General features: G+C 50.2%; 12 protein-coding genes. 7 read left to right on the plus strand and 5 right to left on the minus strand.

What is annotated here, in order from left to right; genetic code table 11:
• Positions 1-59: 59 nt before the first annotated feature.
• Positions 60-2267 (plus strand): sodium-translocating pyrophosphatase, encoded by a 2208-nt coding sequence (locus ACO4R2_RS04040; RefSeq protein WP_484769278.1) that lies wholly within the window; start codon positions 60-62, stop codon positions 2265-2267.
• A gap of 149 nt (positions 2268-2416) precedes the next feature.
• On the opposite strand, the gene ACO4R2_RS04045 is transcribed toward ACO4R2_RS04040, so the two are convergent.
• A complete protein-coding gene (locus tag ACO4R2_RS04045) occupies positions 2417-3196 on the minus strand; it encodes an Lcl C-terminal domain-containing protein (RefSeq protein WP_484769279.1) in 780 nt (259 codons plus the stop codon).
• 285 nt (positions 3197-3481) lie between these two features.
• Positions 3482-4726 (minus strand): alpha/beta hydrolase, encoded by a 1245-nt coding sequence (locus tag ACO4R2_RS04050; RefSeq protein ID WP_484769280.1) that lies wholly within the window; start codon positions 4724-4726, stop codon positions 3482-3484.
• An 823-nt stretch (positions 4727-5549) separates the two neighbouring features.
• Here ACO4R2_RS04050 and ACO4R2_RS04055 point away from each other — a divergent pair.
• Complete coding sequence (locus tag ACO4R2_RS04055) at positions 5550-6479, plus strand: acyltransferase family protein (RefSeq protein ID WP_484769281.1); 930 nt, start codon at positions 5550-5552, stop codon at positions 6477-6479.
• A gap of 124 nt (positions 6480-6603) precedes the next feature.
• Positions 6604-8049 carry a lipopolysaccharide biosynthesis protein gene (locus tag ACO4R2_RS04060; protein ID WP_484769316.1) on the plus strand — a complete coding sequence of 482 codons (1446 nt, stop codon included), beginning with the start codon at positions 6604-6606 and terminating at the stop codon, positions 8047-8049.
• A gap of 50 nt (positions 8050-8099) precedes the next feature.
• Here ACO4R2_RS04060 and ACO4R2_RS04065 read toward each other — a convergent pair whose 3' ends face one another.
• Positions 8100-9146, minus strand: coding sequence for an acyltransferase (locus tag ACO4R2_RS04065; RefSeq protein ID WP_484769282.1), 1047 nt, complete (start codon positions 9144-9146; stop codon positions 8100-8102).
• 215 nt (positions 9147-9361) lie between these two features.
• Here ACO4R2_RS04065 and ACO4R2_RS04070 point away from each other — a divergent pair, with 215 nt between their 5' ends.
• The 3 genes from ACO4R2_RS04070 (at position 9362) to ispD (ending at position 13774) form a co-directional block, all read left to right on the plus strand.
• Entirely contained in the window at positions 9362-11026 is a 1665-nt protein-coding gene (locus ACO4R2_RS04070; protein ID WP_484769283.1) for a uridine kinase family protein, read from the plus strand.
• Between the two features lie 168 nt (positions 11027-11194).
• Positions 11195-12166, plus strand: coding sequence for a YqiA/YcfP family alpha/beta fold hydrolase (locus ACO4R2_RS04075; protein ID WP_484769284.1), 972 nt, complete (start codon positions 11195-11197; stop codon positions 12164-12166).
• A gap of 72 nt (positions 12167-12238) precedes the next feature.
• Positions 12239-13774 (plus strand): 2-C-methyl-D-erythritol 4-phosphate cytidylyltransferase, encoded by a 1536-nt coding sequence (ispD, locus tag ACO4R2_RS04080; RefSeq protein ID WP_484769285.1) that lies wholly within the window; start codon positions 12239-12241, stop codon positions 13772-13774.
• A 24-nt stretch (positions 13775-13798) separates the two neighbouring features.
• Here ispD and ACO4R2_RS04085 read toward each other — a convergent pair whose 3' ends face one another.
• Both ACO4R2_RS04085 and ACO4R2_RS04090 read right to left on the minus strand, forming a co-directional pair.
• Positions 13799-14062: a hypothetical protein gene (locus ACO4R2_RS04085; RefSeq protein WP_484769286.1), complete on the minus strand. Its 264-nt coding sequence runs from the start codon at positions 14060-14062 to the stop codon at positions 13799-13801.
• A gap of 35 nt (positions 14063-14097) precedes the next feature.
• Entirely contained in the window at positions 14098-14232 is a 135-nt protein-coding gene (locus ACO4R2_RS04090; RefSeq protein WP_484769287.1) for a hypothetical protein, read from the minus strand.
• A 757-nt stretch (positions 14233-14989) separates the two neighbouring features.
• Between ACO4R2_RS04090 and ACO4R2_RS04095 the strand changes: the two genes are divergently transcribed.
• Positions 14990-16501: a leucine-rich repeat domain-containing protein gene (locus ACO4R2_RS04095; protein WP_484769288.1), complete on the plus strand. Its 1512-nt coding sequence runs from the start codon at positions 14990-14992 to the stop codon at positions 16499-16501.
• The last annotated feature ends 92 nt before the right edge of the window (positions 16502-16593 follow it).

Raw genomic sequence — 16593 nt, forward strand, 5'->3', positions numbered from 1 at the left:
GTTCGAATCAATGAAAGCATACATGTTGATGAAAATATCAAACCTTAAATAAAACATTTATGACTGTAACTCCCCTTTTCTGGCTGGTGCCCATCGCATCAGTAGTGGCGTTGGCCATGGCCTGGTTCTTCTTCAAGAGTATGATGAAGGCCGACGAGGGCACACCCCGTATGCGCGAAATTGCAGAGCACGTCCGCAAAGGTGCAATGGCTTATCTCAAACAGCAGTACTTCGTGGTGCTCAAAGTCTTTTTAGTGCTCGTCGTTCTCTTTGCGTTCATGGCTTATGTCCTTAAGATTCAAAATCCCTGGGTACCTTTCGCCTTCCTCACGGGCGGTCTTTTCAGTGGTTTAGCCGGCTTCTTCGGCATGAAGACCGCCACCTATGCTTCCGCCCGAACCGCCAATGCTGCACGCAAGAGTTTGGACAGCGGTTTGCGTATTGCTTTCCGCTCCGGTGCGGTAATGGGATTGGTCGTTGTGGGCCTCGGACTGTTGGACATTGCCCTGTGGTTCATCGCCCTCTCTTTTGTCTACGGCTCTGACCACGTTGCGCTCGTCACCATCACTACCACGATGCTCACTTTCGGTATGGGAGCTTCCACCCAAGCCCTCTTTGCCCGTGTTGGAGGCGGTATCTATACGAAGGCAGCCGATGTAGGCGCCGACATTGTTGGAAAAGTTGAAGCCGACATCCCAGAGGACGACCCGCGCAACCCTGCTACCATTGCCGACAACGTAGGCGACAACGTGGGCGACGTTGCCGGTATGGGCGCCGACCTTTATGAGAGCTATTGCGGTTCCATCCTTTCTACAGCAGCTTTGGGCGCCACGGCCTTTGCTTCGGCTGGCGACATGCAGCTGCGGGCTGTCATCGCCCCCATGATTATTGCCGCTGTCGGCATCTTCCTCTCGCTCATCGGCATCTTCCTCGTGCGCACCAAAGAAGGGGCAAGTATGAGCCAGTTGCTCCGTTCGCTCGCCGTCGGCACCAATACCAGTGCAGTGCTGATTGCATTCGCCACGTTCCTCATCCTTTATGGCCTCGGCCTCGACAACTGGATAGGCCTGAGTTTCTCCGTCATCAGCGGTCTGACAGCGGGAGTTATCATCGGACAAGCCACAGAGTTTTACACCTCGCATAGCTATAAGCCTACCCAGACTATTTCCGAGTCCGCTCAGACGGGTTCTGCCACGGTCATCATCAAAGGTATCGGTACGGGCATGATTTCCACCTGTATCCCCGTGCTCACTATCGGTGTGGCCATTATGTTGAGTTATCTCTGCGCCAATCATTTCGATCTCTCCATGAGTGCTGAGAGTATCTCGAAAGGACTCTACGGCATCGGCATTGCAGCTGTCGGAATGTTGTCCACGCTGGGCATTACGCTTGCTACGGACGCTTATGGCCCTATCGCCGACAACGCCGGCGGCAACGCTGAGATGAGCGAGCTAGGCGAGGAGGTGCGCCATCGCACGGACGCACTCGATGCGCTCGGCAATACGACGGCCGCCACGGGCAAAGGCTTTGCCATTGGTTCGGCAGCACTCACCGCGCTGGCCTTGCTGGCTTCCTATGTAGAAGAAATAAAAATCGCCATGACGCGAGCCATGGAGGGCGGACAGCAATTCATTGATGCAGCCGGCAATGCCTTTGATCCTTCAAAGGCTTCGATGCCCGAAATGATGGAATACTTTCAGGTGACGCTGATGAACCCGCGCGTACTCGTAGGTGTATTCATTGGCGCGATGGCTGCCTTCCTTTTCTGCGGCCTCACCATGGGTGCTGTCGGCCGTGCCGCGGCCAAGATGGTCGATGAAGTGCGCCACCAGTTCCGCGAAATCAAAGGAATCCTCGAAGGCAAGGCCACGCCCGACTATGGTAGCTGTGTCGAAATCAGTACGCGCGCTGCCCAGCACGAAATGATTCTGCCCTCACTCTTAGCCATCATCATCCCCATCGTCACGGGCGTAGTCCTCGGCGTTGCCGGTGTACTCGGTCTCCTCGTTGGTGGCCTCTGTGCTGGCTTTACGCTGGCCGTCTTCATGGCCAATGCCGGTGGTGCGTGGGACAATGCTAAGAAATTCGTGGAAGAAGGAAACTTCGGCGGCAAGGGTAGCGACGTCCACAAAGCCACGATCGTAGGCGACACCGTTGGCGATCCGTTCAAGGACACATCAGGCCCAAGTTTGAACATCCTTATCAAACTGATGAGCATGGTCAGCATCGTCATGGCCGGCCTTACTGTGGCCTGCAATCTGATGTAGTGGTGCACGTATATAATCAATAAAAAGCCCGATACTACCAGTCTTTAAAAGGTAGTGTCGGGCTTTTTTATGAATTGCAGTAACGCATTAAATTGGGAGAATCATATACATCTCCTAATGACCTGTTTTGATTCTCCTGTTTCTTTTTTCTATTTGCGGACAGGTCGTATATAATATCCCACAAAGCGCTCCTCCGAAGTTACATGATAACCGTCTTTAGTAAAATATAATGCGAATGCCTCCAAGTTGTTTCTCTTGCTAAGTGAAGATGTCCAATACGCGCCAGATTTAAACACATAACAATGTTCTATCTCCAAGTGAATACCGGCAGCAGGCAAGAATATAGATTTTCCATTCTTTTTACTGACAACTTTGTATCCTGCTATACCATTCAGTATGGTCCATGTCCATTTACATTTATCAACCAATTCTTGAAATTCTGCTTGTGTTGGCATACGCCAAGGAGAACCGAGTCGGACTGTGGCAACATCATCCTTTGCTTCAAGTGTAGTTTTATTATCGGCAAATCCTTTCTCTCCTTTGGTAGGTGAATAGCCCATATCAGGATCAGTACAGTACTTGATTATCCATGTTTCTGAAACAGTGTGCGGATAAAAAGTCCAGTCAAATTCAGGGGTTTTTGACCATGTACTTCCCCATGACACAAAAGAGCCAAAGTCCTGAGGTTCACTGGCACCAAGATTACATGTAGCCCACTTTACACTAAGTCCCAAATCAACATAGGAGGAAGTATTCTCTGTTGCTTTCCCCGCCGTTGTACCTTTGGCTTTTGTGTTTTTCCCAGCTTGTTGATGCGTCGTTGTTTTGGCTTTTCTGGTCGGTTTTTGCTGGATGCTTCCATTTCCTCCGAACATAGGCAGAGACCATAATAACATAGCTGACAACAGCAATTTAATGTGACATTTCATAAGCATAATTTTTGTAGTAAATGAGTTTGAATATTTCAAAAATCCTAATGTAATAAAAGGTTACACAGGATATAGCCATGTAGGGAATTCACTTATTTTCATGCTGCTAAACGAAAGTATTTGAAATGTTTTGATGGCGCGATAAAGGTAACCATAAAAAATGAAAGAGAATTATCTTTGATAGGTTTTTTGATCATTCACATTAGGTTCTCGGGGAGAGCAGGAAAATTGCTTGATAAAGATAGTTGTAGGTATCTTTAGGAACGCATGGCATGATTAACATTCTTAGTGCCGTCCGATAAAGTCCACAATGGTTTCCACAACGGGTGCGGCGATGATTTGCCGAGCGGCGTAATCATCGGGGCGGGACATGTTCGGACTTTCCGCCATCAGATGGTTCAGCGTGGGCATCCAGCGAAAGTCCACGTTGGGTCTCTTCTCCAGTGCCTGCTGCCATAGTTGGAAGTCGGTTTGGCGCACCTGATAGTCGTGCCCACCTTGTATGAAAAGCATCGGCACTGTAAGCTGCTGCGCCGTTCGGAGTGGTCGGTATTTGCGGTCGAATTTCAGATACTCTTTAGGGAGCGGTGCGAGGGAGGCTCGGTATGCGCTGTCGATTTCAGTAGGCGTGATGTTGTTGAGGCGTCCCAGATAGTTTATTTGTTCTTTCATCACCTCGGCGAGAGGGCGCGCAGGAGCGGCGAGGGCTATTGTACCTGCCAAAGGCGTTGTGGCGCGTTGCGCTATGCGCGGCAGTAGCATTCCGCTGAGCGAATGCCCCACCACAAAGATGCGCCGTGCATTCACTTCGGGCAAAGCGCAGACCTGCTGGAGTGCCGCGAGCGCATCGTCCACAATTTCTTTGTCGTAGTCCATGTCGCCACTGATTTCTATGCACGCCGACCCATAAACAAGGGTGCGTTTGTCGTAGCGGATAGAGGCGATGCCGTGGAGTGCCAACGAATCGGCCAAATCGCGCAACAAAGCGTTCGGCCCGATAGTCTCGTTGCGGTCGCAAGGGCCGCTACCCGCCAGCAGTACGGCCAGCGCCACGGGTTTCTTTCTTTCGGTGGGCAGCGTGAGCGTTCCCGGTAGGAATATCTTACCGTTCTCAATCTGCACCTCGCGGTTCTCCACGCCTCCTACCGCCACTGTCTGCGGTCGCGTGGTAGGGCGGAAAAAGAGTCCGCAGAGCTGCCCCTCGCCATTCCAAGAGAGGAGCGCCATGAGCGACGTCTGCGAAAAATCCAGTCGTATCCCATCGACCTCTACTCCTCCTTCAACCACCGTCCGCTCCCATTCGCCACGGCCGTTCTCCGTGCCCGCCTGCCGCACAAGCTGTGCGTAGATTCCTCCTAATTGTTGCGCGGTGAGCGCCGCTTTCATCTCGGCATTGCAGAGCGCATATACGGAGTCGCCCTTTTGTTGTTGCAACCAGTCCAACACGCGTTGCGACCGCACGAAGTCTTGTGCCACAGCCGCCGATAGGCAGAGCAGTAGTCCGAATAAGATAGAGATGCGATGTATCATATCCTTTCTTTTTTTGTAGGCAGTTATTGTCTGCCTACTTTGCAAAAATAGGGATTTTTCTTCAGAAAAAGGTGGGAGAAGAGGAAAGCCCCCTCCATCTCCCCCATAAGGGGGAGTGCTCAGCTGCCTCTTGAGGCTGGAGCAGCTTTGTTGGTTCTCGGACAAGTCGGACTGGTCCGACCCGTCCGACAAGCTGTTCTCTCAACAGACTCTCCGATTTGTCCGACCAGTCCGACTTGTCCGAGAACATCTAAAACCTCCCGAAAATTTGACAAGATGCCTTTCTTTGAAAATTTGAGAAAGGCTCTCCTTTTTGCTTTCTGCCAAAATTTTTGCGGCATTTTTGTTTTCGCGGGCAGGAAAAATCGAGCGAAATCTTGAAAAAGCGGGAGTTTTCGTGAGATTTTCGATTTTTTCGTGCGTTTTTGCTGAAACCTCTCCTTATCCTTTTCGTCGGTTTCCTTATTGTGTCGGCTGGTTTCCTTATTCTGTTGGCCGACGCAATAAGGAAGTCAGCCAGCAGCCTTATTGTATCGGCGCGTAGGAGGGTGGGGCTGTTCGCTCTCTCTCTTTCGTGCGCGGATTTGTGGCCTTCGTGGGAGGGGAAAAGTGGGAATTTCGTTGATGTTTTAAGCCCACGAATGAGCACGAATAAGGCGAAGGAGCACGAATCAGTATTGAGCGTCGGACTAGTCGGACCTGTCGGACTTGTCCGAGAGCTATCGCAACGGTCTTAGCAAACAAAGGCTGATGCGCGACTGTTCCTATTGAAAAAATCTTAAATTTGCAGCAGCTTAGCAATAGCGCAGTAGCAATACAGCTTATGAAGTACAACAAAGACCTTGATTTTTTTAGGGCCATCTTAATAGGGTTGGTCATTCTGATACATATCGTCAATTTTGGCAATATCTACCCCGACATTAAGAACGCAATTCTCGCGTTTTTTATGCCCGCCTTTTTGGTGATAACTGGCTATTTGGTAAACATCGAAAAGACGCTCCGGCAGTTTGCCTTATATCTTTGGAGGATATGGTTGCCCTATATGGTACTCGTCCTGGGCTTTGCAGGGCTTTCGCTGTATCTGCCCGTCCGCGATGGTATCACGTCGTTCGATGTGCCCACGGTGCTCGATGTGCTCTTTGTGAAGTCGATTGGCCCCTACTGGTTTCTGCACGTCATGATGGTGTGCGGCATTCTCTATTATGCTGCTTTCCGCGCCTTGCCCAAACTCGATGTCACTGCCAAATACTCCCTCTTTGCCGCCCTCCTCATTGGCGTATCGCTCTTCACGCCTTTGCTGGACATTCATGCTGCATTCTATTATTTCTTAGGCGTGGGCGTGCGGCAATATATAGGCGATTTCTCGCGCATCTATAAGGCGAGTCTGTGGCCCATACTTCCTTTCGGTTTGCTCATCGTTCAGCGCGAGTATTGGGGCTGGGGAACAATCGCCATGCTCGTTTGCGTGGTGTCGTTTTTTTGTTTTGCCGCTTATTTCAGTAGTCTCACAACGAGGCGCACCAAGCAGGTCATCGACTACATTGGGCGAAACACTTTCCCGATCTATATCTTCCATCCCATATTTACAATGCTGTCGAAATACTACCTGCCTCTCTTCGGCTTCGACCCTACGGGATTGCTCCACGCCTTTGTGACCGTTGGCGTGGGTCTCGGAGGAACTCTTGCGCTCGCCCTCTTGCTCGACCGCACGCGCTTGTCCTATCTTTTCGGCCGTAAGAGAATTTTGCGATAACAAGGCAGCTGGGAAAGGATAGAAAGAATGTGCAGATAGGAAAAACAAACAAAATGCGGCTTCTCTCAAAGGCTTGCTTTGTGAGCTACATAGAAAAGCGTAATTTTGTCGGAAATAGTTATAAATAGAAATGTCAAGTCTGAAAGAGAAAACCGCAAACGGACTGCTATGGGGCGGTATAGCCAGCGGTTTGCAGCAGTTGCTGAACCTCGTGTTCGGTATCTTTTTGGGACGCTTGCTCACCGATGCCGACTACGGTATGGTGGGGTATCTCACCGTCTTTACTCTCATTGCCGGTTCGCTGCAGGAAGGCGGATTTATTTCGGCACTCAACAAGCGGAAAAACGTGACCCGCGCGGATTATAATAGTGTGTTTTGGTTCAACACGCTGATGAGTCTGTCGCTCTATACGCTCCTTTTTTTCTGTGCCCCGCTGATAGCTGATTTTTTCCATGAGCCAGATTTAACTCCCTTAGCTCGCTACGTCTTTGCGGGCTTTGTCATCTCGAGTCTGAATATTGTGCCGCGCGCTTACCTCTTCCGCGAACTCAAAGTGAAGCAGAACACGATCATCAGCTTTGTTGCGCTCCTCACTTCGGGCATTGTGGGCGTGACCATGGCGTGGCAAGGCTTTGCTTATTGGGGCATCGCCACGCAATCCATTGTTTACGCCGTCTGCACAACCCTCGGAACGTATTTGGTCACCCGCTGGTGGCCCAGTATCCATTTCTCGTTCCGTCCCGTCAGGGAGATGTTGGGTTATTCCGGCCGCCTGATCATCACCAATGTCTTTGTGATTCTCAACCAGCAGCTGTTTTCAATTTTGCTCGGTAAACTCTTCAATCGTCGCGAATTGGGCAAATTCACGCAGGCTAATAAATGGAACACAATGGGGCATAGTCTCATTTCGCAGATGCTTTACAGTGTGACGCAGCCCCTTTTTGCCAAGGTGGACGACCGCAAGCAGCAACGAGCTGCTCTGCAAAAGATGGTGCGTCTGACCGCATGCCTCACTTTCCCCGCCATGTTCGGTTTGAGCGTCATTGCACACGAGTTCATCATCATCACTATCACGGAGAAATGGCTCGCTTCGGCAGCCATGCTGCAACTCCTTTGCGTTTGGGGCGCTTTCGTTCCGATGCAAACGCTTTTCCAGAACTTCCTGCTGGCACGTGGGCATTCGGGGATTTATATGTGGGGAACAATCGGGCTGGCCATACTCGTGTTTGGTGCTGCATTACTGGTGAGCCCCTACGGATTAGAGTGGATGTTGCGCGTCTTTGTGGCGGTCAACATTCTCTGGCTCTTGTTCTGGCACCATTTTGTTTGCCGCCTGACGGGCTATGGACTGTTGGCATTTCTAAAGGATATGGCGCCCTATCTGGGGCTTTCCATTGTGCTTTGCATAGGGGCGTACTTCCTCTTCTCTGGCGTGACCCACCTTTGGCTGAGCCTGTTGGGCAAAGTCCTATTCGTAGGCACAACCTACTGTCTCACGCTGTGGTTGAGCGGCTCTGTAATCTTCTGCGAAAGCCTGCTTTTCCTCTGTAAGAAAGGAAAAGCGTCATAAAGTTTTGATAGCGTTTTTTTAGAGCCTTATTCGAAAGAAGAGAATAAGGCTTATTTCTTGTGATATTTCCCCCACAGTTTTTCGCCACTCTGCCAGGCCGCCACGCGCAATTGGTCGAGCAGCGTACAAGCCAAATAAACGGCACAGAGCATCAAGGCTACGCCTAAAAAGTTGAGGCCAAACGGTAAAGAGCTATCTATGTCCTTGACCCACTGAGCATATAGCGGACGGACAAGTGTGTTCTGATGTACGAGATAGACCGTGAAAGCGCCCGCCGCCAGCCAGTTGATGGGGCGCGAAAGGCTTGGACGCAGTTGTAGGCGGTCGAAAAGAATCAGCAGAACAATTGCTTCCAATATGTTGATAAGGAAAGAATAGGTGAGAAAGAAAGTTTTTGCAATTTGATAGAAGATAAGTGGTAACCAGCTCGCAGAAGCAAAAGTGAAGAAAGCCGGGATCAGTAGACACGCGGCATATACGATTACCAAGGTGCGTGTGCGCAAGGCTTTATAATCTACATGGAGGCGAATATAACGAGCCAGAACGTAGAGCCCCATAAAGAAGATGGCAGAATAACCCCACCGAAAATCATCGGAGAAGTGTGCAGCTAAGTCGAGCGTTGCGAAAGTGAAAAACGCAATTAAAAAACCTCTAAGTTGTTGCTTTCCTGCCGTCTCCACAAAAGCATTGAGGGCGGGCGCAAACAGATAGAGAAGCAGATACGACCATACAAACCAATAGGAGGTAAAGCTTTTTGCAATAGCTATCAGTCCGCCCGTGGGCATACCCTTGAGTAGCAAAACCGTCCCCGAAGAAAGCAGGGCGATGAAGAACACCTGGAAAAGCAGTTTTACAGCTCCTTTCAGCGAGGCGCGTATGCCAAACCATCCCGAAATAAGGACGAAGACATCCACACCTATGATGGCCCAATGTTCCACCAAGATGCGCACGCCCCAAACCTCCGGAAGCGTCAGAATGTCCTGTCGCTGCGGCCATCCGAAGCAGAAATAATCGGCATGAAGGGTGAGAATCATAAACATCGCCATGAAGCGGAGCAGCTCCATATTGGCCAAACGCGGTTTCTTCTGTATTGTCATGAATTTGTCTTTTTTAGAAATCGTTGGAGTACTTTTCCGGCAAAAATAACCAAAAAAGTCCAAAAGTCAGTATATTTGCCTTGAAGCGCCTGCGGCACTTCGGCGAGAGGAGAAAGCTGAGTCGGACTGGTCTGACCTGTCTGACTGGTCGAAGAATAAGCTATCTGCTCCTCCTCCCAAAGCCTCTTCCGCCGCCAAGGCTAAAACTAAACATTATGCTAACAACCCTCAATATCCGCTGTAAGAATACTGGTAAGTCGCACAAAGTGCCAGCTGGTTACAATCTGGAACAAGTCTATGAGATGCTGGAACTGCATCTGCCCTACGGATGTACTTCCGCAAAAGTCAATAACAAAGTGGAGGGGCTGCACTACACCCTCTTCAACGATAAAGACATCGAATTTCTCGATATTACTTCCGCTTCGGGAATGCGCACCTATACGCGCTCACTCTTCTTTGTGCTCTACAAAGCAGTAGTGGAACTCTACCCCGAAGCCCGCCTGCGCGTCAGCACTCCTGTCAGCAATGGCTACTACTGCCGTTTAGACGGCATCAGCTCTGGAGTGACGGACGAGGTGGTGGACGCGCTGCGCAGTAAGATGCAGGAGATCATCGTTGCTGACCTGCCGTACCACCGCATCACCTGTCCAACGGAGGACGCTGTACGACTCTTCCGCGAAAACGGACAAGAAAGCAAAGCCGAACTCTTGGAAGGCTACGGCTCGCTCTATACCAATTATTACACGCTGGGAGAAACGCCCGACTATTTCTATGGTTCGCTACTGATACGTACAGGACAAATTACGCTTTTCGACGTGATATCCTACTACGACGGTATTCTGCTGCGCCTGCCCGACTCCGAACATCCGCAGCAACTAAAGCCGATGGTCGACCAGCATAAGATGTTCTCCGTTTTTCAAGAGCAACACAACTGGCAGCATATCTTAGGCGTCTCCACCATTGGCGAACTCAACAAAGCCAATGAGGAAGGGCGCACCAATGAACTGGTGAACGTGAGCGAAGCTCTGCAAGAGAAGAAAATCTCCCGCATGGCGGATCGCATCGCAGAGAACCCAAACATCAGAGTAATCCTCATTGCCGGCCCCTCAAGTTCGGGGAAGACTACCTTCTCCAAACGCCTTGCCGTGCAGCTCATAGCGAGTGGCAAGAAGCCCGTCGCCATCAGTCTGGACGACTATTTCGTGAATCGCCATGACACGCCGCGCACGCCGGAGGGCGAACTGGACTACGAGAGTGTCAACGCGCTCAACATTCCCTTACTCAACAGTCAGATCCAGGCACTCATTGCAGGAGAGGAAGTGGAACTGCCGCGCTACAACTTCCAAACGGGACTGAGCGAGAAGAGCGGGAAACGTCTAAAGCTAAGTCCAGAAACGCTCATCATTTTTGAAGGCATCCACGCCCTTAATCCCATGCTCACTTCCGACATTCCCGCGGAGAGCAAATTTAAGATCTACGCTTCGGCACTTACGACAATCTTGCTCGACGACCACAACTACATTCCCACAACAGACAACCGCTTGCTCCGCCGCATTGTGCGCGATTATAAGTACCGCGGCTATTCGGCCGAAGACACTATCAAGCGTTGGCCGATGGTGCGCGAAGGTGAGAGCAAATGGATCTTCCCGTATCAGGAAGAGGCCGATGAAATGATGAATACAGCGCTACTCTTTGAGCTCTCCGCACTCCAGCAACAAGCTCTCCCGCTGCTCGAGCAAGTGCCCGAAAGTGCGCCCGAATACTCCGAAGCCTACCGCCTGCGAAAGTTCTTGAGTTATCTGAAGCCCATATCCACAAAGGGACTACCTCCCACATCGCTCCTCCGCGAATTCTTGGGCGGCAGCACATTCAAGTACTAACAACCTACAGATTTATTCTGCTCTCCCATGCACGGGCTTTGTCCGCTCGATTTCATAGAAAAACGGCCGACTGCTCCCGCTACGCAGAGCTTCTCCCAAAGCGAGAGACGAACACAATACTTGTTCCTCTCGCTTCTTTTCTCTAACTTCGCTCGAAAATAAAGAAAGATGGATTTCAAACAAACTTTCGATTATTTCGCAGGAAAGAAAATCTTATATGTTCATGGCTTCGGCTCGAGCGGTGCTACACATACTGCCGCACTGCTGCAACAGAAAATGCCGGAAGCCCAAGTACTGCACCCCGACATCCCGTTAGTGCCCGCTGAGCAACTGCCTTTTCTCAAGGCCCTTTGTGAAGCGGAAAGGCCCGATTTGATTATCGGCACATCCATGGGTGGAATGCTCGTGGAGAAGCTGCGCGGCTTCGACCGCATCTGTGTCAATCCAGCAATGCACATGGGACAAACGATGGGTACAACGATAAAATTCGGTGAATACCCCATTGCCACGCCCCGCGAAGATGGAGTGACGAAAATAAACGTTACGAAAGCCCTCGCAAAGGAGTTTGATGAGGTTTGCGCTCTCAACTTCGAGGGGTTGGACAGCGAAGATGCCACTCGCGTGGTGGGACTCTTCGGTACACGCGACCCCTTTGTGAATTGCTTCGCCGAATTTAGTGAACACTATCCCTCTTCGGCCTATTTCGAGGGGGAACACCGCCTCACGGACGACGTTCTGCTCCATTCCGTCATGCCGATTGTTCGCCGCTTCTGGGAACGTCAGGCCGCATTGGACTCTCCCGCCGTTTTCATTGATTATGCTACGCTCCGCGACGACTATGGCAAGCAACGCTCCTCGGCACGCTTGGCCTTCGAGACCTTGAGTCAGCGATACAATGTCTTTTGTGTGGCACCGCAGGATGCACAGCCCCAGCAGTGGTTGCAGGAAAATATCGGTGTTCCGGCGTGGAATCATCTCTTTCTCACGAACCATCGCGAACGCCTTTATGGCGACTATCTCATCACCTTGGACGCGCGCGACGAGGATACTTTCCTCGGTACGACGCTCCTCTTTGGCAGTCCGCAGTTTAAGACTTGGGACGCTCTTCTCGAATATTTTGACCAATTGGGAGGACAATAACTCGACCGCCTCCTTTCTGTCGCCAGTCAGCTCTGTCTGCCTGGTCAGCCCGAACCTCTCACTCCAAAACAAATGCGCAATATAGCAATCATCTTAGCCGGCGGCAGCGGAAAACGCTTCGGCGCCGATATGCCAAAGCAATTCTTGCTGATGGCGGGAAAAAGGATCATCGAACATTCCATTGAGGCTTTCGAACGCAATGCCCATATCGATGAAATTTGCGTGGTATCGAATCCCGATTTTCTGGAAGAAACCCAGAAGATAGTGGCTCAGGCCCACTACCAGAAGGTGCGCCATGTGATTGCGGGTGGGCAAGAACGCTCGGATTCAACGATTAACGCCCTTCGTCTCTATAAGGCCGAAACGGCTAACCTCATCTTCCACGATGCTGTGCGCCCACTCGTCAGTCAGCGCATCATCGATGATGTTTGCCACGCGCTGAAAACGCAGCGCGCCGTCAATGTCACCATTCCGTCGGCCGATACGCTCATCGTGCGACAAGGCGACTATGTCAAACAAGTGCCCGACCGCCGATGGATAGAACGGGTGCAAACGCCGCAGGGATTCCATGTGGGCACGATTGTGAAGGCCTACGCTGAGGCTCTCAAAGACCCCGCCTTCAAGGCAACCGATGATTGCGGCGTCGTGACGAAGTATCTGCCCGATGTGCCCGTATTCCTCGTGGCGGGAGAAGAACGAAATCAGAAACTCACTTATCGGGAGGATTTGTCAGTGCTGGAGAATTTATACAACCGCAGTCTCTGCCAATCGACCGAAACCGCGCCCTCTTCCGCTGCTCCTTCCACTGTCTCCACACCCGATTCCTATCTCCGTGAATACCGCCAGCGCGAACTGCGCCCACTGCAACTGAAAATGCTGGAGATGCTCACGACCATCACCGACATTCTCGAACGCAACAACATCCCTTATTGGCTCGAGGGCGGAACCCTACTGGGAGCCATGCGCCATGGAGGTTTCATTCCCTGGGATGATGATGTCGACATCGACATTCTGGCAGCCGACACGGAACGCATGAAGGAAGCGTTGCGCCGCGAGTTGCCCCCAACGATGATCTTACCCGATCCGCCAGCAAAGACTCCTATCTATAAGGTGCGCGACTTGAACAGTTTTTTTGTTGAGTTTGCGGACGATTTCCGACAGGACTACGCCAAGGGCGTTTATGTAGATATTTTCCCGAAGGTGGAATGTCCCTCTTTCCCGCGCGGTTTCACCAAACGCATCGCTAAAGGCTATTGTCGTTCCAACTCGATTCTCCATAAGCAGCACTACTACAGTTGGCGCTCCGTTGCCGAACTGTTCTATTTTGGCACAAAGCGCGCGATCTGTGGGGCTATTTGGCACACGGCTTCCCTCTTCTTCCCGAAAGGCAAGTATGTTTCGATGATGCTGAAAAATAATGGTTGCGGTCTGATGCACCGCAAGGACAAACTCTTCCCCTTGAAAAAGGTGAGATTTGAAGACCGCGAATTTTTTGCCCCTGCCGACCCCGATTTCTTCCTCCGAGAATGCTTCGGAAATTGGCGAGAACTGCCGCCCGAAAACCAGCGACAAGTGCATTCTATCTACTACGATGTGGAGCTGCTCTAAAGGCTGCCCGTCCGCATCTCCCTCTTACTGCTGGTTAGGTCCTCCCATCCAGCGACCGCAAAAAGCTTCTGAAGAGTCAGAAGCTTTATTTTTTGCCGTAGCCTTTTCATGAAGAAACCCACGAAAAGGATGAAGCGCCCTTAAAGACTTTCTTTTTCTGAAGTTGTAGTGAAGTTTTTCTTCTTGATAATAATTTTGGAACCAATGTTTTATGTTCACAAAGAAGTTTCTAAATCTTTTCCCAAATATTTTTGGAGGAAATACATCTAATGATATAGTTTCGCGCAAATATCCTTATTGTTCTTGGAAGTATAATAAGGCTGTCAGTTGATAGCCTTATCGTGTCTGCCCACGCCCTTATTGTGTTTGAGAATTCCATAAGCTTCTTCGCTCGTATCCTTATCGCGTTCGTCCACGCCCTTATTGTGCTTGAGAATAGAATAAGCTTCTCCACTCATACTCTTATTCTATCCGCCCACACCCTTATTGCATCCACTCTCCCCAGCAATACAGCGTACTCACCCACTGTCCCCGGAGGGGACACACCATGCTTAACCGCGGGTGATGCCCGAAGGGCGAACCCGTGGATAGGTGATGCACAAACCTCCGACGCAGGAAGCGTCGCACAGCACCCACTTCCCCCTCCCAAGAGTTTATTTTTTCGTTGTCATATCGTTACGTTGTCACACTTTGAGCATAACCGCTTGATAATGTATTTATTGCGGGCGTGACGACGCGTGACAACGGTGTGACAACAAAGAGCAATTGTTGTCACGCGTATAAGCTCCTCTCTATCAGCATCTTCCCCTCTTCCGTGACAACGTGACAACAAAAATCGAGTTTTTTCTATAGGAGGAGAGAGAGAATACTCCCTCAACGCTTTCAGTGCGACACCTCCGGTGTCGGAAGTTAGTGTTGCTATCTGTCCACTTCTTCACGGGTTCGCCCTTTGGGCATCACCCGCGGTTAAGCATGGTGCGCCTCCGCCGGAGGCGTAGGTTACTTTATATAGATGTGGTTTAGGAGGTAGTGTAGAATCATTAAAAATAGCCTAAATAGTGTTGGTTCATCACTCTGGTATTTCTTCTACTCCTTTTTTCTTTTCAAGAAAGTCTTGGAATCTTGTGTAAATCATTGACTTTATCCTTATCTTTGTCCAATAGAGTCTTATCTGCCTCTTAATCAGCCGAAATACTCATATCTAAAATATCTATTATGAAAAAGTCTTTACTTTCTGTCTTTTTTCTATTGCTGTCCACAATCGTGTCGGCACAGACCATTACGCTTAAGAGCTCTATGCCTAAGGATGAAGCACTACGCCTTTCGATTGCTGCTCGCGGAGGTAGCGTGAAGATTGGAACAGGTGACGGCACAACAAGTGTCTATTCGGTTTCGGAGAATCTCGAAACGCCTACATTCCTGCCACTGAAAGCTACAGCCAACAAACCTACCATTACGATTGAAGGCGATGTTTTAGGACTCGAATGCTCCTCGCTTAAACTCTCTTCTATCGACTGTTCTCAAGCGGCATCGCTGACAGTGCTAAAATGTGATATCAACGAACTTTCTTCGCTTGATGTATCGAAGAACACAAAGTTGAAGCGTCTCTATTGTAACGACAACGAGCTCACGGCGCTCAACTACGGTGGGGGAGCTGAACTCCTTCTGCTCTATTGCCAGGAGAATCAGTTGTCTTCGCTTGATCTTTCTCAGGCAACTCATCTCACAGAACTGGCCTGCTATCGCAATCAATTGAAGAGCATAGAAGTCTCCCATTGTCCTAATTTGAAAGTACTGAATTGCAGTCGCAACAAGATCGCAAAGCTCAATGTGAGCAAACTGTCGCAGCTCAAGATGCTCTATTGCGAACAGTGCAAACTGGATGAACTTGACGTGACAAATAATCCGCTTCTTACTCATCTATATTGTGGTGATAACAAGCTTAAAGTGCTTGATGTGAGTAAACAAACGGCACTGGAAGAACTCAACTGCAAGCTCAATGAGCTCAGCACGCTCGACCTCTCTCAAAATACGGCACTCGAGGAGCTTTACTGCTTCAGCAATCAGCTCAAGGAACTGAGTGTAACCCACTTGGAAAACCTCATGACGCTGAGCTGTGGCGACAATCAGTTGCAGACACTCGACCTCTCTCATAACGCTGCACTCGAAGAAGCAAGTTTGAGCTATAACAAACTTACAGCCTTGACCATCGCAGGTAATGCTTCCCTCCACTCATTAGCCTGCGATCACAATCAAATCAGCGAACTCTCAGCAACGGGTTGCAGTGGATTGCGTGCGCTCCTCATGGACCACAACAACCTTAGCGGAGATGCCTCGCTGCGTCTGATCCAGAGTTTGCCAGAAGTGGACGAGGGCTATTTGATGCTGTTCAATCATGCGGAAGATCCTACCCCCGATATGAACTGTATAACAGATGAGGGGCTTCGACAAGCTACGGCGAAGAAGTGGTACGTTTTGAACGGTGAGGAACTTGTTAAGACGGGTATAGGAGAAATTCAATTCTCTAAAGAAACGAATCAGCCTGTTATTGCTTCCGATGGTCGTTCCGTGAGCTTTACGGGAGGGAGTACCAGCTGGAGGCTCTATGCTACCAATGGTATGTTGTTGCAGGAGGGCTTCGGAACAAGCGTACGTTTCCCCTCTCTCCCCAAAGGCGTATATATATTGAGCTACGGCCAGTTCTCCAAGAAATTCATAATGAAATAGGAGAGAAGAGATACACAGCAAGATGCTTAGTGCAGCTTGCAAGTTGTGTAGGTCTGTTCCTTATAAATTTAGAGTCTTCCCTAACAGGCACC

Source organism: Alloprevotella sp. (assembly GCF_057240785.1).

Bases quoted from the DNA above. Each gene is read 5' to 3' on its own strand.
- ACO4R2_RS04045 (WP_484769279.1), bottom strand. From the start codon at position 3,196: ATGAAATGTCACATTAAATTGCTGTTGTCAGCTATGTTATTATGGTCT.
- ACO4R2_RS04050 (WP_484769280.1), bottom strand. From the start codon at position 4,726: ATGATACATCGCATCTCTATCTTATTCGGACTACTGCTCTGCCTATCG.
- ispD (WP_484769285.1), top strand. From the start codon at position 12,239: ATGCGCAATATAGCAATCATCTTAGCCGGCGGCAGCGGAAAACGCTTC.
- ACO4R2_RS04095 (WP_484769288.1), top strand. From the start codon at position 14,990: ATGAAAAAGTCTTTACTTTCTGTCTTTTTTCTATTGCTGTCCACAATC.
- ACO4R2_RS04065 (WP_484769282.1), bottom strand. From the start codon at position 9,146: ATGACAATACAGAAGAAACCGCGTTTGGCCAATATGGAGCTGCTCCGC.
- ACO4R2_RS04040 (WP_484769278.1), top strand. From the start codon at position 60: ATGACTGTAACTCCCCTTTTCTGGCTGGTGCCCATCGCATCAGTAGTG.
- ACO4R2_RS04075 (WP_484769284.1), top strand. From the start codon at position 11,195: ATGGATTTCAAACAAACTTTCGATTATTTCGCAGGAAAGAAAATCTTA.
- ACO4R2_RS04055 (WP_484769281.1), top strand. From the start codon at position 5,550: ATGAAGTACAACAAAGACCTTGATTTTTTTAGGGCCATCTTAATAGGG.
- ACO4R2_RS04090 (WP_484769287.1), bottom strand. From the start codon at position 14,232: ATGAGTGGAGAAGCTTATTCTATTCTCAAGCACAATAAGGGCGTGGAC.
- ACO4R2_RS04070 (WP_484769283.1), top strand. From the start codon at position 9,362: ATGCTAACAACCCTCAATATCCGCTGTAAGAATACTGGTAAGTCGCAC.